We start from the raw sequence: 18,103 nt of genomic DNA on the forward strand, positions 1-18,103 counted from the left end.
GTATAGAGATGATCACTCCAACTCGTTCGCGATCAGACGCGGCACCTAGATCTGGGTGGTCGGCGCCTACGTGCTGAGCTTGCAAAGACCTGGAAGGGCTAATGAAGGCATGTCGATACCCTTGGAATTCAAGGCAATGCCGCTCGCGGCCATGGCGTGTCCCACAAATACGTCTTCCAGTTCAACACATGGCATCGCAAAGAACGACTTCATGGCCATAAACATATAAGCACAGGCTTCGACTCCACTTCGCCCCAGCACATAGCCATGGCCACCTGCTGCGTAGGTTGGAGGCAACGGATACTGGTAACCACGGCTATGGAGTTCCTGATCCTGGCATTTACCGATGTGCCAGCCATGGAGCTGTTGACGATGAAGAGGCAGGCTTATAGGCCTGCCAGCATAGTTGGCTTCACAGGCAGAAATCACGCCAAGATACTTCTCAAAGCTAGAGCTACTGGCTAGTCCAATGTCATCGTCGAGCTTTACAAGATAAGCAGGGCTGCCCACAAGGTGTATGATCAGCAGAGCAACAAACACCTTCGTAGCTAGGGCTTCATAGCTGTCAGCAACGGGAATTGTGAGTACCCCGTCGCGGTAGCGAAAGCCGAGTGGGATCTGGTCTTGTCGGCTTAACATAGGATCACCAACCACTAGAATGTTGCCATAGCGGCTCGCTGGGGATTGAAAGGTTTCAAGCGTACGACGGGCAGCTCCAAGACGCTGCTCACAGGTGACATGCATAAAAGCAAAGTCTTTGTCGAGATCATCTTTTAGCGCTCTCGCCTCATCAGGCTGCTGAAGCAGGAGCAACGATCGCAGGAAGTCAACGAGTGCATCGTTCGATGGGAACAGTGAGAATCCATCCCGTAGTTGCGCCAAGGAGGATGGTAGAGTCTCAATACTCAAGCCATGCTTCAAATTGGAGATAAAGTCTGATTGACTCTTGGCCCCTCTGGTTGTAAAACGCAGGTTGTGAAGGAAAGGATCACTGTCTCTGTCCTCAGGTGGTGTTGCCATCGCCCGTTCTGCGATGCGGGCATAGAATTGGTCAGCAACATGGCGAGTACTGTCCTCAAGCTTATCAATGGCATGCTTGAGCAGCCGCCCTTGCCACCAACGCCTCTGCTGGGCAAGCACATCTACCACCATTCCCTCCTCAAACAATTCGTGCGTTAGAGATAAGAGAAGAAGTTCATTGTCACTAACATGCAGGCCACTCCAAAAATCACGTAGGCCCTCACCACGAAGGAGCCTGTGATGCTCCCTCCAGGCGTGGCCTAAGGATTCAGGCAGGCTTGTATTTCGTTGATAGGCGTCACCACCCAAGGAGATCTTGCTCTGATAGCGAGCAAAGCTGCGGTAGGGATAGTGCAGTATGTATAGATCGTCTGATTCCTGAGTGGATCCCCGAATCCCCTCGGCACTGTGGTTGCCTTGTTGAACAATGACATCAGTACTGCCACGGTGAAGGCATTTTGGCGGAAGAGGTGCTCCCAGGGCATTACAACTCAAATGGCGGAAGAATGTGCTTACACGCGGGTGTGCACTCGCACCAGCATAGTTGTTATCTCTTTGACGCAACACAGCATTATAACGTTTGGCGGCAAGTGCGCACACGTCTTCCGGTAGGCCCGCCAGCAGCTGCTTCATGGTTGCTTGACTCTTGACGAGCCAGAACTCATCGGCATCACTATTAATCACCCAATCAGCGGCATGGTCAAGAAAGGCCTTCCTGGCCATCAGTGTGACCCATTCACCCTGTGCATAATTGTCTTCAGGCTGATGGATATAGTCGATAACGATTTCACCCGCTAGATCACGAAGCACTTCACGCGTTCGGTCAGTTGAAAGGTTGTCCATCACAACGAACGCATCGACACCCTGTGCGTGATGAAAAAGAATCGTATCCTCAATGATGTCGTCTTCGTTGCGGACCAGCAATGTCATCACAAGCCGTGGAAGAACCACGGTTGGCCCAGGTTGCCTGCTACATTGCACGGCATCAACAGGATGTTCGCCTGAGCTCACGTGGCAGCGGTGATGTGTCAACAAAGACTATCCCACCACACCATCCTCAGGCAAAAGTCACCAGCACGTTGGGCCGCCAAACGTGAGCAAGGGCTGCAACCACAGTCCCGAGTTCATGGCCAGGCTTGCCATTGAGGCAATCAGTGGTGTCTGCACGATCCTGGAGATCCTGGCTGATCGCTTGATCCACAGGATCCATGAGAGCGATTGAAAGAAGCGGATGCTGGATGGCGCCAGCGAACTTTCACACATGGCAAAAGAGGCAGAACAGTGAAGACGGTGCAGTTCAGGGATGCGCAGTGATGGGATTCTCAGAGTTTAACGAACATTGGCCAGTGATTGGGGTAAAGCTATACCGTCCATGATGAACTGCTGAGTTCAGTCGATTGGACCGAGGCAATGGTTTGAAGAGTGGAGGAGATTTCACTTGCCTTGGGGAGACCCTGGACAAGCATTCCCCTTGCGCGCTAAAATCAGCAGCCGAGCAGGCCAGCAGATCACTCTTACATCTGCGCCAATCGCGGCGGCCAGTAGCTCACACGATTGTTTTTCGAGCCACACACCACCAGAGGATGAAAGGCGGGCTGGTGGTTCAGCTACGCCCAAATACTGCTCGGCTTTTGCTCTGACACCTACAGAAAAGTTGCTGCCGCCCAGCTCCAGCAGCCGGGCCTGAGTATCGTGGGGGAGATTCACACCTGCCTGAGTCGCTTCTCTGGTCATCGGCATCTGCACTGCTTGCAGGTAGAGGCTCTGGAGGCAATTCGGCTGCCCCGGTGCTATCCCACCATCGCCGTTGCTCCACTGCCTCCAGTCGCGGCGAATCCCGGCGCGCCACTCTGTGGCCGCTACTTATTCTCTAGCCTGTCGCAAGCGAAAGACAACGGGCCGCGGCATCGCAGGGCTCTCGAGCCATGAAGGACCCAGTTCAAAAAATATGGACGCTGTACTGACCCTGATGCTTCAGCATCAATGAATGAGCATAATCTGCAACCCTTGAAGCCAGCCCTAGTCTGCAATCCTAGCGCCAGTATATTGTCTATTTCAGGGTCTCGCTTCGTTGCTCTAAATCGCCCAGCCATCGACAGTGGTTAGATCAATATTGAGAATAGAGATCTGGCCATTCAATAGGTTGATCACGGTATCGCCACCTCCCGGCTCGGTGTGTTTGGCAAAAGTGATACTTCTAATGGCTTGACTTGGACTGAGTTTCAGGACGTCTCTCTCTTGATCAAAATCAGTTATGACGTCTTTGCCAGATCTCTTTTTGAACAGAAAGGTATCTCGACCAGCGCCTCCTGTCATGGTGTCGTTACCCTTGCCGCCGATTAGTAAGTCATTGCCAGCACCACCTAGTAAGCCGTCATTTCCGGCCCCCCCGAAAAGTCTGTCCCTATCTCTATTCCCATTGATTATATCTTTGCCCCTACCGCCTACTAGAACGTCATTGCCATCACCTCCCCATAGGTTGTCGTGACCATTGCCGCCAAGAAGCTTGTCATTGTCAGAGCCTCCATCGAGAACATCGTTGCCATTGCCGCCAAATCCCCTGTCTGATCCGGCGCCCAAGGAAAGGAGATCATTCTTGCTTCCGCCAATAGTGATATTGTTTTCTCCATCAAGCCATCGAATTACACCGTTGATCGTAGAATCCGATAGAACATTTAGATCCCCAGCCAGGGGGGTTACCGGAATCGGGTACAACCTGGTATGAATCCCAAGATAGGCATTCTTATCAAGTATTTCTTGGACCACAAACTCTTTTGTAAGACTGAGATTGCCCCCGGCATTGATTGGGTCTCTAAGTGCATAGGGCTCATCAATTCTAAACGAGAAGCCCGTAGAGGTATCGCTGAATGATGCAGTTGTAGGGCTGCTATTGGCATAGTCAAAAAGTTGTTGTACGAAGAAATTTGGCCCTCCCTGAGGCTGATTATGAAAATGAAAGGGCTGAGCTCCTCCAAAGTTCTGCTCTAGAATATTAACCGAACTGTCGCCATCGTCGGACAGAAATACTCCATCGATGTTCATTTCCATCCGATGAATTACAGAGCTGTCAGTATCTATCAAGATTCGCGCGTAGCCAGTCGACTCGTCCTCGTCGGTTATCACACCCCTCTCTTTCCAGCTTTGGGGAACCGGATGATCGTTCCCAATCTCAACGGCTAGGTACACCAGCGACTTGGGTTCTGCATCTGCGAAAGTAGGCTTAGTCATTGCAGGGCGATGCCAATTGGAGTGCTGAGAAGGTTCGGCAGATGAAAGAGACTTAACCAACGACCCGCTAGGAGGTTGACGGAATAAGGTTCTTCCAGCCTGGGCTTTCTAAGCATTAAGGTGTGATAGTAATCCCTCCCGGCCTATGGGGCGTAGCCATCAATACCTGTGTTGTCTCACTAGGTCATTCAGCGATCGGCGGCCGCTGGAGGAACTGCCAAGACGTGAGGATACAGAGAGCCATGTGGAACCTGTGGTCGTTATGGGGCCCTAGATAGCGGGGTGGCCAGTGGTTGCGCTCAGCCGATGTCTGGGACCCGATGAAGTAGGCCTATTCTGCCAGGAGGGTCTTGATCAAGCGTTCGGGTTTCCTGTTGGGAGGCCAGTTCATGGCCAAGAGAAGTCGCAGGCACGCCGCAACGCCTTACGGACGGCGAAATGGTACTGGTGCGCGTAGCGGGCTGGCCGTGGCTCGTACCAGAGGCCGTTCTCCAGCCACCAGCCGACGAGCTGTCTGTTGTTGCGGCAGTCCACCAGCACGGTGGAGAGCTCTCCACCGGGTCGGATCGGCAACGGGAGCATCACGGTGCCCGGATCACCGGGTCGTGGCGTGGAGGCCACCAGGGCGACAGCCAGGAGGGTGGTGAGCATGGCTCCTGCTCCTCTGGCATTCGAGGCGTAAGCGACCTTGCTCTGTCAGGCGGGCCAGGGGATGGCTCTGCATGGGGAGTGAAGTCCCAGGGATGGGCGGCCTCACACCCCCTTGTCAGCTGAACAACCTGGCGGAACTATACAACTACCCTGGCACCACTACAGGCCGGCGCCATTCCTTGGCCACAACTGATCAGCAGGGTCTGGCTCCGGGACGTGATGCCGCAGATCCGTAACCGGGAACCAGTAGGCCACGGGGTAGGGGTTCACGGGCCGGCCCGCAGTCACCTCTCCCTGGAGGTCATCCCGCGAGTCAGTCGCTGCACCAGGCGCATGTGCATCTCTCGGGCGCCGTCGTCATCGAGGTGGCCGCCAGGAGTTTGTTGCCAATTGGGCTTCAGGCCAGCACTCGCTGCGCAGCCGGACTGCGCTGAGAAGTGCAGCCCTGGCCGCTCTTGCCAGGGCCTGCTGCTGTGTCCGCTTGTACCTGAACAACTTGTGCAGGTTGTGCGTGGCAGCGATCAGGTGCCATTCACCGTTGACCTTCTCCAGTCCGCGCGTCAGGAAACACCTCTGGCCGCGGGCTTCCTTGATTTGGCCGTTTACCGGCCCCACGACTGCCTACTCCTTCGGAGAAGCTTCGGCTAGCGCTGGTCGTAGATCTTTGAGCCCTTCTTGCTTCTGATCTTTCGGGCCATGCGGGCTTTGACGTCGGCATCGGTGGGCATGGGCTCAGGGCTGATTCAAAGTGTGTCGCAGGCTGTCTTGCCGTGGCTGCGAGCATGGCTTGAGGCCGGTGGGATTGCCCCCTCTCAGTGCCCCAAAGCGTTTCTGCCGCCACCGATCTCGATCTGATCAGCTTTCTCAAGGCGATCCAGGATGCTGGGATGCGGCGGGGTGTCCGCATCCCAGCTTGGTATTTGCTGCTGGTGGCCGTGCTCCGGATCCTGAGTAAGTGCGAGAGCCTCCGCGATCTGGAGCGTGTTGCCAGGCGCCATCCCGCTGTGCTCATCGAGGCGTTGGGTCTCGACCTCAAGCGTCCTCCCTCAGATTCCGCCTCCCGCTACTTCTTCCTGCAGGTGGATGTGGCTCTGGTGGTGCAGCGGATCTCGATCAGTTGGTCTATGACGGCAAGACCCTGCGCGGCTCCATTGAGCCCACCAGCGGCGGCGGTTCTGCGTTCATCGACCAGGCCTGCTACGCCACTGGCGACAACCATGAGCGCGCTGTGCTCCAGAAGCTGCTTGGGGAGCTGGATCTTGACGGCACGCCACTCAAGGCCACCCACCGAAGAAACGGCGCCGGTGTCATGGCCACGCTGCGAACCGCAGCCATGAACCTGCTGCGCCTGGCTGAATTCGGCTCGGTCCGAGAGGGCATACAGGCCGTGATGCATGACATCACGGCATTGCTGGCGATGGCGCGACGCCAGCCAGAAACCAACCCATAACCACACTTTGAATCAGCCCTGCTGCTCACAGGCTCCGGATAGAGTGATAGGTTAAGATAATCAACTGGATGGCGATTGAACCGAGACGGTCAGTCCCATGAGAGCAGCTTCCATCGATTGGTCAGGGTGAAGATTGCTCAAACCCCTGTTCCTCAGAGACTCCCTGGCGCCTTGTGCGCTAACACTTAAACAGGTGGTCCTGCGTCCGGTCTTTACCTAACGGGCCCGCATCCGCTGGGCAAGCGAGGCTGGCAGCTGGTAATCGAATCTCTTCAGTCACATCCATGATGACTAGGATCGTGCCTGCCCAGCGCCACAAGAGCGCTACGTGCCAGTACTATGCTGGTAACCACTCAGCACTCGTCCCATGACAGTTGGAAACCTCCTCTCTGGCACTGCTGTCGCGCTTTTCTTCCTCGGCATTCTTGTCCTTTTCACCGACGTGGAGGTTGGCATGGTGCGCTGGTTCCTCTGTGGCCCTTGGTCCTCTGAAGTCTCACGTCAGAATAGGGAGTGCCAGTGATCGTGAGCCCGCCTGAGAGTGGAGCACGCCCTTAATGAACATCACCACAACCGCCGGCAACATCTCCGAGTGGGAGTGGCATTTCTGGGCAAAATACAACGTTAGCCTTTGCGCCTCAGTAGCATCCCTGACCAGCTGATCTCACAGATGAGCAAGGGCCCTACCTGCATTCCCAAGTCCGAGTCCAAGGCCGTCAACCTCACGCCGGCTAACTGCGACAGAGAAACACCAGTCGTTAGTGCTGCCCTTTGTCAGCTGACAGGCGAAACACAATACTAGGCTTGAATTCTCCACTCTCAAGGTAAGCTTCATCTATATCTTTTCGTATGAGCCCGTGGCACATGAGGTTGATTGGAAATCAGTGGCCGAGTCTTCTGGCTATGCGTTGAAGCTGATCTGTGAGATATTTTCGATTTCGCAGATAGAAACGAGTCAGCCGATTAAGATGGATATGTTTTCTGTTCATAAAGAGCCAATCCGAATTCTGGTCTCCCATGGATGCCTTGGCGAAGCCGATCGATGCTATCTTCTTGATGATGCGCTCAACATCGTCTTTGGAAACATTTGGGATTGGAACGGAGTCATGAAACTCAATTGTCAGTTGTTTGACGTTCTTTAAGGTTTTAGCACGCACATGGTCAAATAAGTCCACCTCTGCTCCTTCTATATCAACCTTGAGCAAGTCTATTGTCTCGATGCCAAACTCAGAAGCCAAGGCAGCAAGGCTTCTTGCTTTCACTTCAAACACCTTCCCGGTTGAGTTGGACTTAGGGCCTACTGTGTTGCCTGCCTCTATTTTGGTAGATTCGTAAAAGCTAATTGTTGTATTCTTGCTGCAGGCGGCGTAATTAAACTTGCGGACCAGGGGCGCTGTATCCAGTTGAGCAAATAGTGTTGGAGATGCCTCAACGGCAAAGACTCTGCATTGATATCTTGAGGCAATGTAATTCGAAAAGCCGCCGAGGTTGGCACCCAAGTCCAGGACGACTGAGCTCGCAGTTAGGGGCCTTGAGTAGAATGTATGCCCCCGTATACACCTGAAGCCGAAGAGAGAGTCTGTAATGTGAATGAGTCGTTTTATGGCATGCTTATCCATGGTAGTCTAAGTAACCTCTTCGGCATTGGTATTGACGTTTCATAGTATAGCCTCGTGGCTCCTCCTCTCCCGATTTCAGGAAAGCTGTTACCCCTCTCAACCGTCCACCCGGGGGCTTGATGGAGAGGGTCAATGCGTCGTTACAGCGAGGTCGTCTAGCCGCAGGCTTCTGCGAAGAGCGTGGCCCGGATTCCGAGGCGCTGGGCATCCCTGTGATCATCCTCGACAAATGGAGGAAGGCCTGGCGGTTTCTGGGAGTGCTGCCGAGCAGTTCACGGTTGCCCGGAGACGGCTGGTTTGAATGCCACTGAGCTCAGCGGCTACTGCCGTGAGCGGGGGATCTTCTCTGAGCAGGTGCTGACGGTGCCCGAGCTCCGAATGGTGGCACCGAGCGTAGGCGAAGCCTGCTCCGAAGGAGTAGCGATTCAGACCTCCTCAGTTTTCTCAACCGCTCAGAATGCCAAAATCGCCACCATCAGTGGCTACCAAGCCGGAATGGGCAGCCCTTGCTGGATTCGCGTATCTGGAATCGCCTGGAGGTAGCTGATCAGGCCGAGATGGGTTGCGGCAGAGGTGGTTTCGGGCGAAAGAGCGGGTGATATCGCCACACAAATCTCATGCCGGATGGAGCTACAGGTCTCAGTGAGACTGCAGGCGTGGATCGAAGCCACAAGTTGAGAGTAGCTGGCGCGAACTGGTTTCACTGCCCACTGCGGCTACGGTCCACAGCGTCATAGATGCCGTCTCCACCGCTTCAGCCGATGCCGGCCACCATTTACCTGCACTGGGCCGCTACCCCCTACAACTGGCTGCGCCCCGGCCTCTATCACACAATCATCGGCGGCGACGGCCGCCTGCACCGGCTGCACGCCTACAGCATCGACCTGCCCGCCCACACTTGGCGGCGCAACAGCAATGCGGTGGCCCTTTCCTGCGCCTGCATGGGCGGCCGCCCCGATCCCTGGAGCATTCCGCCCACCGAAATCCAGCTCCATGCCCTATGCGGTGAGGCCGCCGCCATCGCCCGCAGCTGGGGCTGGGACGCGGCCGACATCAGCATCCAGCGGCTGATGACCCACGCCGAGGCGGCATCCAACCGCGACGGCCGCTGGATGCACGACAACTACGGCCCCGTGATCTGGGGCGGCACCGGCGAGCGCTGGGATTTTCTGCAGCTCACCAGGGGCGGCCCGCCCACCGGCGGCGATGAACTACGCCAGCGCATCCGCCGCCTCCTGCTCGAGCCGGAGCCGCCAGTGGGCCTGCCGGCGGCAATGCCAGGCGTCGGTGGGCCCGAGCGCCTGGCCTTCCGACGTCCGGCCACCATGCGTGTCCGCGGCCAGGCGCTGGCGGTTGAGCTTGACTCCAACGGCAGTTCCTGGGCCCTGGCGGCCGATCTGCTCAGCCTCTATGAGATCCCCTACGAGTGGGACGCCAACCGGCGCCGCATCCTCGTCGGCAGCCTTGATGTGGTACCCAGCTTCCGTGACGATCAGGTGCAGCCTTCGGTGGGCTGGCCCCTGTTCGAGATGACGCTGCAGAACGGCAATGCGCCGGTGATCCTGCGCGGCATCCTGCGTGACAACCGCGCCTGGTGCCGCGTGCTCGAGTTCGCCGAGGAGTTTGGTATCACTGTGAGCTTCGAGCCCTTTGCCTTGCGAGAGCGGCGGGGGGGTTAGGAGACTGCTGACCAAGCCTGCGGACGACGGTCCCTTCTGGAACACTCCGCGTGCAACCACAGGTGCCCGGCTTGGATGAGTCGCAGCCCCTGCCGTACAGCAGGCCAGCCACCAGCTCATCCACGCCATCCAGTCTTTGAACCACCCCGCAGACCGCTTTCTACGCTGCCTACGGTTCCCGCGGGCTGCTCCTTGATCCCTTGCCTGCCAGATGGCCCCCCGGCCCGGCCAGAGGTAGAGAGCCTGCAGGCCTACAGCGCCCCGCTGGAGGGCCGCCGCGGCCTGCTGCGGCTGGATTTCAACGAGAACACCGTGGGCCCCAGCCGCCGCGTGGTGGCGGCGCTGCGCGCCATCCCGGCGGATCACTACGCCATCTACCCCGAGTACGACGGCCTGCGCGAGGCGGTGGTGGCCAACCTCAGCGCCTCCCCCTCAGGCCTGGCCAGGCCGCTCGCCCCGGCTCAGGTCGGCCTGTTCAACGGGGTGGATGCGGCGATCCATGCCCTCTTTCACGCCTACGGCAACCGGGGCGACCGGCTGCTCACCACCAGCCCCACCTTCGGCTACTACAGCCCCTGCGCCCAGATGCAGGGCATGGAGATCACCGCCATCCCCTATGAGCTGCCCGGTTTCGCCTTCCCGCTCGAGGCCATCCGCCAGGCCCTGCTCGCCGAGCCCTGCCCGCGCATCCTGCTGCTCTGCAACCCCAACAACCCCACCGGCACCCGGCTGGCGCCAGGGCAGATCCTGGAGCTGGCCGCCGCCGCGCCGGCCACGCTGGTGGTGGTGGATGAGCTCTATGAGGCCTTCACGGGCGACAGCGTGCTGCCCACGGCCGACTTCGCCGCCATGCCCAACCTGCTGGTGCTGCGCTCCCTGGCCAAGACGGCCGGCCTGGCCGGGCTGCGCATCGGCTTTGCGATCGGTGCTGAGGCGGTGGTGGATCGTCTCAGCCGCGTCACCGGCCCCTACGACATCAACAGCTTTGCGGTGACGGCCGCCCTGGCGGCCCTGGCCGATCAGCCCTACACCGATGCCTACGTGGCCGAGGTGCTGCGGGCCCGCCACTGGCTCGTGAGCCAGCTGCAGCAGCAGGGCGTGCGCCACCACGCCGCCGGCGGCAACTACCTGCTGCTCTGGCCCGAGCGCCCGGCTGAGGAGGTGGAGCGGCGCCTCAGGGAGGCCGGCATCCTGGTGCGCTCCATGGCGGGCAAGCCGCTGATCGGGGGCTCGTTGCGGGTGAGCCTCGGCACCACCGCCCAGATGCAGCAGTTCTGGGCCGCCTACACGGCCATCAGCTCAGCCTGACGTTCTTCAGCGCATCACCTGGATCACCGGTCCGCCGCTGAGGCTGCCGGGCAGGTTGAGGCTGCGGCCTGGCCGCTTCACCGGCACCCCGCCCATGGCCTGCAGGAAGCCGTCCACGCTGCCCTGATCACAGTCGGCGGGCGTTGAGCCGGAGACATACTGCACCGGGATCACCACCGCCGGCTGCAGCTCGCGCACCACCTCGGCGGCCTCGCTGCCGTCGTACACCTTGGCGCCGCCACCCACACCGATGATCAGCACGTCGGGGCGGCCCAGCAGCACCTTGTCTGCGGGGCTGAGGCGGGCCACGGTGCCGCCGAGGTGGGCGAAGGTGAGCCCCCCCTGCTGCCAGCGCCACAGCGTGGACTGCCCGAAGCGGCGGCCGCCGACCCGGTCGTGGGGGCCGCCGATGCCTTCGATCTTGAGGCCGCCCACCCGGTAGGAGCCCGGATCCACCAGGAACTTGCCGCTGGCCACGGGCGCTCCCTCATCCAGCAGGCGGCTGCTGGCCAGGATCACCGTGGCGCTCACCCGCGGCTCAGCCAGCCCGGCGGCACAGGCCACGGCCTTGAACGGGTTGAGCAGCACGCTGGCGCCGCCGCCACGGATCATCAGGGCGCTGTGGCCGTAGCTGGTGATGCTCACGCCGCTGCCGGCCAGGGCCGCCGCCGGGCTCAGCCCCAGCCGGCGCCGAGGGCCAGGGCCACCAGGGCGCTGCCGCTGCGGCTGGGCCGCGGCCGGCTTCGGCGGGTCTGGGTGGCGCTCACCATCGAATCGGGCCGCTTTGATGGCGCGAAGTTAGCAGCGTTGCCAGGCCTGGCTGGCCCCCGGGGTTCAGCCTGCCGCCTGGTTGAGGAAGTTGGCCAGCAGGGCGTGGCCGCCCTGGGTGAGCACGCTCTCGGGGTGGAACTGCACCCCCTGCAGGTGGGGATGGCTGCGGTGCCGCAGGCCCATGATCGTGCCGTCCTCCAGCCAGGCGGTGATCTCCAGGCAGTCGGGCAGCGAGTCGCGCTCCGCGATCAGGCTGTGGTAGCGCGTGGCCGTGAGGGGCCTGGGCAGGCCCTCGAACACCCCGGCGCCCTCATGCAGCACCGGCGAGGTCTTGCCGTGCATCAGCTCCCGGGCCCGCACCACCCGGCCCCCATACACCTGGGCCAGGGCCTGGTGCCCCAGGCACACCCCCAGGGTGGGCACCGTGGGGCTCAGCTGCCGCAGCACCTCCAGGCACACGCCCGACTGATCCGGATCCCCCGGGCCCGGCGAGATCAGGATCGCCGCCGGCTGCAGGGCACGGATCTGCTCCAGGCTCAGGGCGTCGTTGCGCTCCACCCGCACCTCGGCGGCGAGGGGATGGTCGGCCGCCAGCTCGCCCAGGTACTGCACCAGGTTGAAGGTGAAGCTGTCGTAGTTGTCGAGAACGAGAAGCATGAATGCTCGGGGCCTCGGCCCATTCAAAGGCCGAGCCGGCTTCAGAGGCCGAAGCGGCTCAGCATCGGCGGCACCAGCAGCAGGGCGGCGATCACCAGCGACGCCATGGCCGCCACCAGCACGGCGGCGGCGGCGCAGTCCTTCGCCACCCGGGCCAGGGGGTGGAACTGGCGGCCGATGGCCAGGTCCACCACGGCCTCAGTGGCGGTGTTGAGCAGCTCCAGCACCAGCACGGCCGCCACCGTGAGCACCAGCAGGGCCATGCGGTCGGCGCTGAGCTGCAGCCACAACCCCAGGCCGAACACCACGGCGCCGGTGGCCGTATGGATGCGGAAGTTGCGCTGGCTGCGCAGGCCGTAGGCCAGGCCCTGGGCGGCGTAGCGAAAGCTCGAGGGCAGATCGCCGGCCACCCGCCAGGCTCCGATCCGCTTGGGCACCTTCCTGCGTGACACTGGCGGGGGCGCCTCCATCAGCAGGGGACGGGGTTCGGGCAGCGGGCGGGGACTGGTCATGGCTGAGCCGCACCCTACCGCCGTTCTCAGCTCTGAAAAGGTCTGCCGGCTACGCGGGCGACCACCCCCGGCTGGGGCCCGCAGGCGCTCAGCAGGGCCTCCTGCCGGGCCAGCATCGCCGCCAGGGCCTCGTCGTCGGGATGGTCCCAGCCCAGCAGGTGCAGCAGGCCGTGGCTGGCCAGAAACAGCAGCTCGCGCTCCAGGCTGTGGCCGTGCTCTGGGGCCTGGCGCTCGGCCGTGTCCAGGGAGATCACGATGTCGCCCAGCTCCAGGGCGGCCGCTGCCCCGTCGGGTCCGGCCGGCTGAGCCGGCAGGCCGTCGAGGTCTGGATCCTGGGCGGCGAAGGCGAGCACGTCGGTGGGGCCGCTGAGGGCGCGCCAGTCCTGGTTGAGGGCGGCGATGGCCGCATCGGTCACCAGGCTCAGCCCCAGGCTGTAGGCCGGTGCCTGCAGGGCGGCGGGCAGCTCAGGCTGCAGCAGGTCCAGCCAGCGCTCCAGCTGCTGTTGCCACAGCGCTGGGCCAGCTTCGGGGTCGGCCAGCTCAGCGGCACCGGTGGCGGAGGCGTCAAAGGCGAGATCGAGTTCGATGGCTCAGCCCCCGGGCAGCTGGGGCCGGCCCAGCCAGGCCACCAGCACCAGGAAAGCCATCAGCCCAACGGCTGTGAGCCCGAAATGCAGCAAGCTCTGGCGCCCCTTGCGCACCATGTTGCGCATCGCCAGCTTCACGAAGCTGGGCTTGGCGTCCGGACTGGGCTCAGCCATCGCTGTCTGCCTCGGCTTCGCCCCCAGCCACGCCGGCGTGCAGCAGGCTCTGGATGAAGGGGTCGAGGTCGCCGTCCATCACTCCCTGCACATCGGTGGTTTCGTGCTGGGTGCGCAGGTCTTTCACCATCTGATACGGGTGGAACACGTAGTTGCGGATCTGGTTGCCCCAGGCGGCCTCCACGATGTCGCCGCGGATGTCGGCGATTTCCGAGGCCCGTTGTTCCTGGGCGATCACCTGCAGCTTGGCCATCAGCAGCGCCATCGCCTTCTCCTTGTTCTGGAGCTGGGAGCGCTCCTGGGTGCAGCGCACGAACAGGCCTGTGGGGATGTGCAGGATGCGCACCGCCGTTTCCACCTTGTTCACATTCTGGCCACCGGCACCACCGGAGCGTGACGTGGTGATCTCCAGGTCCTTGTCGGGGATGTCGAGCTTCACCTCCTGATCGAGCTTGGGCATCACCTCCACCCCCGCGAAGCTGGTCTGGCGCTTGTCGTTGGCGTTGAACGGCGAGATGCGCACCAGCCGGTGAGTGCCCTTCTCGTTGCGCAGGTAGCCGTAGGCATAGCGGCCCTCGATCTCGATCGTGCAGCTCTTGATGCCCGCTTCCTCCCCCTCGCTGAGCTCATCGACGCTCACCTTCATGCCGTGGTCTTCCGCCCAGCGGGTGTACATGCGCAGCAGCAGCTGGGTCCAGTCCTGGGCATCGGTGCCGCCGGCGCCGGCGTTGATGGTGAGCACGGCCCCCTCCTTGTCGTAGGGGCCGGAGAGCAGCCGCTCCAGCTCCCAGCGATCCAGCTCGCTGCGCAGCTGGCCCAGGCCGCCGTGGGCCTCCTCCAGTAGCTCGGTGTCGGGCTCCAGCTCGTAGAGCTCCAGGGTGGCTTCGGCGTCGCCCACGGCGGTCTGCCAGCGCTGCAGCTGCTGCAGCTGGGCCTTCACGTCGTCGAGCTGGCGCATCTGCTTCTGCGCCGCCTGCTGGTCGTTCCAGAAATCCGGCTGGGAGGCGAGCTGCTCGAGGTCCTGTTGCCGGGCGTTCAGGGCAGGAACGTCAAAGACAGTCCTGGGCGTTGCCCAGGCGGTCAGTGAGCTCGGAGAGGTCGCGTTTGAAGTCGGTGAGATCGAGCACCGGGCACGGGCGGTCGGTGAATCGACCGTACCAGCGAGGGGCTGGGGCCGCTTTTAGGATTCCTTCATCAAGCCGCGAGCGCCCATGGCCCCCACCGTCGAGATCTACACGTGGCGGGCCTGCCCCTTCTGCGTGCGGGCCAAGGCCCTGCTCGATCGCAAGGGTGTGGCCTACACCGAATTCGCCATCGACGGCGATGAGCGGGCCCGTGCGGCCATGGCCGAGCTCAGCGGCGGCCGCCGCAGCGTGCCCCAGACCTTCATCAACGGCGCACACGTGGGCGGCTGCGACGACCTGCACGCCCTCGAACGCAGCGGCAGGCTCGACGCCCTGCTGGCCTCCTGACGGTGGCAATGCCGTTCCAGCAGGAGGGCGCCCAGCTGTTCGTGATCGATCCGATCGGTCGCATCAACCCCGCCAAGGACTCCACCGCCGCCCTGATGCAGGCGGCCCAGCGCGCCGGCCGGCCCGTGTGGGTGCAACCCGGCCGACCTCTCGGCCCGCTGCGCTGCCTCCGCCGCCCCCGCAGGCCATCAGGCCTGGGTGCGGGCCTGGCCCATTGCCCTGGAGCCGATGGCGCTGGGGCCCGAGGGCTGGATCGTGCCGGAGCCCTGGTATCGCCTGGGGGAGCCCCAGCTGCTGCCGCTCACGGCCTTTGCCCACGTGTGGATGCGCAAGGACCCACCGGTGGACGAGGCCTACCTCTATGCCACCCACCTGCTCGATCTGGCGGAGCGCCAGGGGGTGGCGGTGATCAACCGGCCCGCCGCCCTGCGGGCCTGGAACGAAAAGCTCAGTGCCCTGCGCTGGAGCCACCTGATGGCTCCCACCCTGGTGGCCAGCCGGGTGGAGGCCCTGGCGGCCTTCACCGCCGAGCACGCCGAGGTGGTGCTCAAGCCCCTGGGCGGCCGGGCCGGCCAGGGGGTGGTGTTCGCCTCGGCCTCCAGCCCAGGCCTGCGGGCCCTGCTGGAGCTGGTGACGGCCCAGGAACAGCTGCCGGTGATGGTGCAGGCCTTTCTGCCGGGGGTGAAGGCCGGCGACAAGCGCATCCTGCTGGTGGATGGCGAGCCCCTCGGGGCCGTGAACCGGGTGCCGAGCGGCGGTGAATTCCGCAGCAACCTCGCCGTGGGGGGAGCGCCCCAGGCCACTGAACTCACCGACCAGGAGCGCCGCATCTGCGCCGAGCTGGCTCCGGCCCTGCGGGCCGAGGGGCTGTTCTTCGTGGGCATCGACGTGATCGACGGCCGCCTCAGCGAGATCAACGTGACCAGCCCCACCGGCATCCGCGAGGTGGAGCGCCTCGGCGGGGTGCCCCTCGCCGACCTCACCGTGGCCCGACTCAGCCAGGCTTGAAACCTTGCGGTGAGGGGCTACGCCATGCCCCCCGAAAGTCTTGGCCATGCCCTGGCCCGCCACCTCCAGGACCATGGCTTCGATCCCGACTACTACCGAAAGGTGGCGGTGAACAGCGACCTCCTGGGCTACAAGGCCCAGCCGCTGCTGGCCCAGCGCTGGGAACGCGGCTGGACGCGTCCCCTGGCCAGCTGGCGCCAGGCCGTGGGCTTGCCGCCACAGCCTTAGCCCTCAGCGGTTCTGCGGCCAGCCAGCCTGGAGCTGCCGGATGGCCTCCTCGTAGCCCACCGTGTGGATCTCCTGGTAGCGCTTCCAGTCGAGGAAGGGAAAGCTGCCGATATCGGGTCGCAGGATCACATCGGCGAGCCGCTCCTGGGCCCGGGTGGTGGCGTGGGAGCCGCACATCATCGCGTCGATGATCGTGCGCCCCAGGGAGGGGGGCTGGCGCTCGCTGCCGCGCTCTGCCGCGCTGTCGGCCCCAGCTTCAGCGCTGAGTTCCGGATCGGGATCGAGCGACAGGGCCACGACCCGGCCATTGCTGCGCCGGCGCGCCTCGGCCACCGGCAGGTTGTTGAGGATGCCGCCATCCACGTTCAGCTGGCCCTGCCCGTCTGCGACGGGGGGAAAGATACCCGGCACCGACATGCTGGCGATCACCGCCGTGGCGATGTCGCCGCTGCCCCAGCCCTGCAGCTGGTTGGTGGCGAGGTTGGTGGAGAAGGTGCGCAGCGGCAGCCAGCTGTCCTGCAGCCGGGCACTGCCGAAAAAGCGCTCCAGTTCCAGCCGGGAGTTGCGCAGGGTGAACAGGGAGCCCCGCGGCAGGGTGAAGGAGTAGGGCCTCGCTTGATGATCACCCGCTCCAGGTTGCTGAGGATTTCGCTGGCGGGCAGCTCAAAGGCCACCAGGGAGGCCACCAGCGCGCCGATGCTCACGCCCATCACCATGTCGAAGTCGCGCAGGCCCAGCTCTTCCATGGCCGAAAGCGCGCCGACATGGGCGAAGCCCCTGGCGCCGCCGCCGCCCAGCACGAGCACCCGCTGGCGCCGCAGGGTGGCCCGGGCCAGCCGCTCCAGGTGATCGGGGCGCTCGGGCTTGAGGTTGAGCACCTGGGCGAAGGGCTGGGCCGTGGCCCAGTCCCGCGAGCGGGGGTTCTGCTCCTCGGCTGGCCAGAGCCTGACCAGCAGGGCCTCGCCAGCTTCGGCCTGGGGCAGGCGGATGCTGCTGGCCTCCCCCTCGCTGAGGATCAGCAGCCGATCCACCAGCAGCCGGTTGCGGCGGCTGAGGGCGGCTGGATCGTCGCTGACGATCACCTCGGGACGGCCGGTGCGGGTGGCCTCCACCAGCCGGGCGTGCAGGGCGGCTTCGGGGTCGTCGTCAGCTTCGGAGGCTGCGCTGATGCTGACGTCGTCCAGGCCGTTGAGGCCCTGGCTGAGCCGCTGCAGCTGCTCCGGCAGCAGGCGCCGCACCGCCGTGGTCAGGGGCGAGCCGGGGCAGGCGTCGTGGATCACGATCGTCTGCAGCGGCAAGCGGCCGGGGTCGCGACCCACGGAGGCGGCCTCGGCCAGGGCTGTGATGAAGCGGGATGGCACCCCGGGCTCGCACTCCAGCAGCTGTTTGAGCTGGTCGCCGTCGAACTGCAGCACCTCAACCGCCGTGAGGGCCAGGGCCGAGGCGGAGCGGGGCTCCCCGCTGAGGGGGCCGTAGTCCCCCACCAGCTCCCCGGGCACCACCTTGCGGAAGAAGCCCTCCGGCTGGCCCGGCGGCCCGGTGTGCAGCCCCACCACCCCCGTGAGCACCAGATAGGCGTGGTCGCCGGGATCACCCTGGCGAAACAGGAGCTCTCCCTCCTCGATGGCCAGCTGGGTTGGGCCCAGGGCGGTGATACGGCTGGGATCGAGGCCCGCCAGCACCCCTGAACCGGCGAGGGCCCCGGCCAGCAGGGCATGAAGCGCTTGTGTCATGGAGGG

18 protein-coding genes and 2 pseudogenes are annotated in these 18,103 nt (G+C 63.0%); 6 read left to right on the forward strand and 14 right to left on the reverse strand.

All coding sequences use genetic code 11. The features are described 5' to 3' along the window. Nucleotides 1-66: 66 nt before the first annotated feature. From IQ220_RS10990 to IQ220_RS15815, 5 genes are all read right to left on the reverse strand, one after another. A complete protein-coding gene (locus IQ220_RS10990; RefSeq protein ID WP_193915006.1) occupies nucleotides 67-1,950 on the reverse strand; it encodes a glycosyltransferase family 2 protein in 1,884 nt (627 codons plus the stop codon). A gap of 1,146 nt (nucleotides 1,951-3,096) precedes the next feature. Then, nucleotides 3,097-4,248 carry a calcium-binding protein gene (locus tag IQ220_RS10995; protein ID WP_193915008.1) on the reverse strand — a complete coding sequence of 384 codons (1,152 nt, stop codon included), beginning with the start codon at nucleotides 4,246-4,248 and terminating at the stop codon, nucleotides 3,097-3,099. 387 nt (nucleotides 4,249-4,635) lie between these two features. Then, a complete protein-coding gene (locus tag IQ220_RS11000) occupies nucleotides 4,636-4,899 on the reverse strand; it encodes a hypothetical protein (RefSeq protein WP_193915010.1) in 264 nt (87 codons plus the stop codon). Nucleotides 4,900-5,256: 357 nt separating this feature from the next. Beyond that, entirely contained in the window at nucleotides 5,257-5,514 is a 258-nt protein-coding gene (locus tag IQ220_RS16570; protein WP_193915012.1) for a transposase, read from the reverse strand. Between the two features lie 197 nt (nucleotides 5,515-5,711). Beyond that, on the reverse strand, nucleotides 5,712-5,897 hold the full coding sequence (locus tag IQ220_RS15815; protein ID WP_228009138.1) for a hypothetical protein: 186 nt from the start codon (nucleotides 5,895-5,897) through the stop codon (nucleotides 5,712-5,714). A 119-nt stretch (nucleotides 5,898-6,016) separates the two neighbouring features. Between IQ220_RS15815 and IQ220_RS15820 the strand changes: the two genes are divergently transcribed. Next, nucleotides 6,017-6,349 (forward strand): hypothetical protein, encoded by a 333-nt coding sequence (locus IQ220_RS15820; protein ID WP_228009139.1) that lies wholly within the window; start codon nucleotides 6,017-6,019, stop codon nucleotides 6,347-6,349. Between the two features lie 881 nt (nucleotides 6,350-7,230). Here the strand turns inward: IQ220_RS15820 and IQ220_RS11015 are convergent. After that, complete coding sequence (locus IQ220_RS11015) at nucleotides 7,231-7,848, reverse strand: FkbM family methyltransferase (RefSeq protein WP_193915016.1); 618 nt, start codon at nucleotides 7,846-7,848, stop codon at nucleotides 7,231-7,233. An 881-nt stretch (nucleotides 7,849-8,729) separates the two neighbouring features. Between IQ220_RS11015 and IQ220_RS11020 the strand changes: the two genes are divergently transcribed. Together IQ220_RS11020 and IQ220_RS11025 are read left to right on the forward strand one after the other, a co-directional pair. Further along, on the forward strand, nucleotides 8,730-9,647 hold the full coding sequence (locus tag IQ220_RS11020) for an N-acetylmuramoyl-L-alanine amidase (protein WP_193915019.1): 918 nt from the start codon (nucleotides 8,730-8,732) through the stop codon (nucleotides 9,645-9,647). Between the two features lie 192 nt (nucleotides 9,648-9,839). After that, nucleotides 9,840-10,955: a histidinol-phosphate transaminase gene (locus tag IQ220_RS11025; protein ID WP_228009141.1), complete on the forward strand. Its 1,116-nt coding sequence runs from the start codon at nucleotides 9,840-9,842 to the stop codon at nucleotides 10,953-10,955. Between the two features lie 6 nt (nucleotides 10,956-10,961). Here the strand turns inward: IQ220_RS11025 and IQ220_RS11030 are convergent, their stop codons facing one another. From IQ220_RS11030 to prfB, 6 genes are all read right to left on the reverse strand, one after another. Then, entirely contained in the window at nucleotides 10,962-11,639 is a 678-nt protein-coding gene (locus IQ220_RS11030) for an MBL fold metallo-hydrolase (protein WP_228009151.1), read from the reverse strand. Between the two features lie 150 nt (nucleotides 11,640-11,789). After that, nucleotides 11,790-12,383, reverse strand: a complete 594-nt coding sequence (locus IQ220_RS11035; protein WP_186698297.1) for an aminodeoxychorismate/anthranilate synthase component II — start codon at nucleotides 12,381-12,383, stop codon at nucleotides 11,790-11,792. A gap of 41 nt (nucleotides 12,384-12,424) precedes the next feature. Then, nucleotides 12,425-12,853, reverse strand: a complete 429-nt coding sequence (locus IQ220_RS11040; RefSeq protein ID WP_186700045.1) for a diacylglycerol kinase family protein — start codon at nucleotides 12,851-12,853, stop codon at nucleotides 12,425-12,427. A gap of 68 nt (nucleotides 12,854-12,921) precedes the next feature. Continuing rightward, on the reverse strand, nucleotides 12,922-13,482 hold the full coding sequence (gene ybeY / locus IQ220_RS11045; protein ID WP_193915146.1) for an rRNA maturation RNase YbeY: 561 nt from the start codon (nucleotides 13,480-13,482) through the stop codon (nucleotides 12,922-12,924). A gap of 3 nt (nucleotides 13,483-13,485) precedes the next feature. Further along, nucleotides 13,486-13,656 carry a DUF3285 domain-containing protein gene (locus IQ220_RS11050; protein WP_186698299.1) on the reverse strand — a complete coding sequence of 57 codons (171 nt, stop codon included), beginning with the start codon at nucleotides 13,654-13,656 and terminating at the stop codon, nucleotides 13,486-13,488. After that, nucleotides 13,649-14,783, reverse strand: a protein-coding gene (gene prfB, locus IQ220_RS11055; protein ID WP_193915023.1) for a peptide chain release factor 2 whose coding sequence is annotated in 2 segments (ribosomal slippage) — nucleotides 13,649-14,707 and nucleotides 14,709-14,783 — 1,134 coding nt in all. Because the reading frame shifts where the segments join, the coding sequence is not laid out codon by codon here. Before prfB ends, IQ220_RS11050 begins: the two co-directional genes overlap by 8 nt. Before the next feature lie 84 nt (nucleotides 14,784-14,867). On the opposite strand from prfB, the gene grxC reads away from it, so the two are divergent. The 3 genes and pseudogenes from grxC to IQ220_RS11070 all read left to right on the forward strand — a co-directional run bounded on the left by grxC (nucleotide 14,868) and on the right by IQ220_RS11070 (nucleotide 16,364). Continuing rightward, nucleotides 14,868-15,128, forward strand: a complete 261-nt coding sequence (grxC, locus tag IQ220_RS11060) for a glutaredoxin 3 (protein WP_186698303.1) — start codon at nucleotides 14,868-14,870, stop codon at nucleotides 15,126-15,128. 8 nt (nucleotides 15,129-15,136) lie between these two features. Next, a pseudogene (gene gshB, locus IQ220_RS11065) lies at nucleotides 15,137-16,136 on the forward strand (glutathione synthase). A 24-nt stretch (nucleotides 16,137-16,160) separates the two neighbouring features. Next, on the forward strand, nucleotides 16,161-16,364 hold the full coding sequence (locus tag IQ220_RS11070) for a hypothetical protein (protein WP_193815741.1): 204 nt from the start codon (nucleotides 16,161-16,163) through the stop codon (nucleotides 16,362-16,364). A 3-nt stretch (nucleotides 16,365-16,367) separates the two neighbouring features. On the opposite strand, the gene IQ220_RS11075 is transcribed toward IQ220_RS11070, so the two are convergent. Further along, the gene (locus IQ220_RS11075) at nucleotides 16,368-16,958 is read right to left on the reverse strand and encodes a patatin-like phospholipase family protein (protein ID WP_370566453.1); all 591 of its coding nucleotides are present in this window, start codon (nucleotides 16,956-16,958) and stop codon (nucleotides 16,368-16,370) included. 32 nt (nucleotides 16,959-16,990) lie between these two features. Next, a pseudogene (locus IQ220_RS11080) lies at nucleotides 16,991-18,097 on the reverse strand (cyclic nucleotide-binding domain-containing protein); the annotation flags it as partial. Nucleotides 18,098-18,103 lie beyond the last annotated feature (6 nt).

The organism is Cyanobium sp. LEGE 06113, from assembly GCF_015207615.1.

What these genes read in the sequence shown, in the direction of transcription:
- IQ220_RS10990 (WP_193915006.1), bottom strand. Translation starts at nt 1,950, where the DNA reads ATGACATTGCTGGTCCGCAACGAAGACGACATCATTGAGGATACGATT.
- IQ220_RS10995 (WP_193915008.1), bottom strand. Translation starts at nt 4,248, where the DNA reads ATGACTAAGCCTACTTTCGCAGATGCAGAACCCAAGTCGCTGGTGTAC.
- IQ220_RS11000 (WP_193915010.1), bottom strand. Translation starts at nt 4,899, where the DNA reads ATGCTCACCACCCTCCTGGCTGTCGCCCTGGTGGCCTCCACGCCACGA.
- IQ220_RS15815 (WP_228009138.1), bottom strand. Translation starts at nt 5,897, where the DNA reads ATGGCGCCTGGCAACACGCTCCAGATCGCGGAGGCTCTCGCACTTACT.
- IQ220_RS11020 (WP_193915019.1), top strand. Translation starts at nt 8,730, where the DNA reads ATGCCGGCCACCATTTACCTGCACTGGGCCGCTACCCCCTACAACTGG.
- IQ220_RS11035 (WP_186698297.1), bottom strand. Translation starts at nt 12,383, where the DNA reads ATGCTTCTCGTTCTCGACAACTACGACAGCTTCACCTTCAACCTGGTG.
- IQ220_RS11040 (WP_186700045.1), bottom strand. Translation starts at nt 12,853, where the DNA reads ATGGAGGCGCCCCCGCCAGTGTCACGCAGGAAGGTGCCCAAGCGGATC.
- IQ220_RS11050 (WP_186698299.1), bottom strand. Translation starts at nt 13,656, where the DNA reads ATGGCTGAGCCCAGTCCGGACGCCAAGCCCAGCTTCGTGAAGCTGGCG.
- grxC (WP_186698303.1), top strand. Translation starts at nt 14,868, where the DNA reads ATGGCCCCCACCGTCGAGATCTACACGTGGCGGGCCTGCCCCTTCTGC.
- IQ220_RS11070 (WP_193815741.1), top strand. Translation starts at nt 16,161, where the DNA reads ATGCCCCCCGAAAGTCTTGGCCATGCCCTGGCCCGCCACCTCCAGGAC.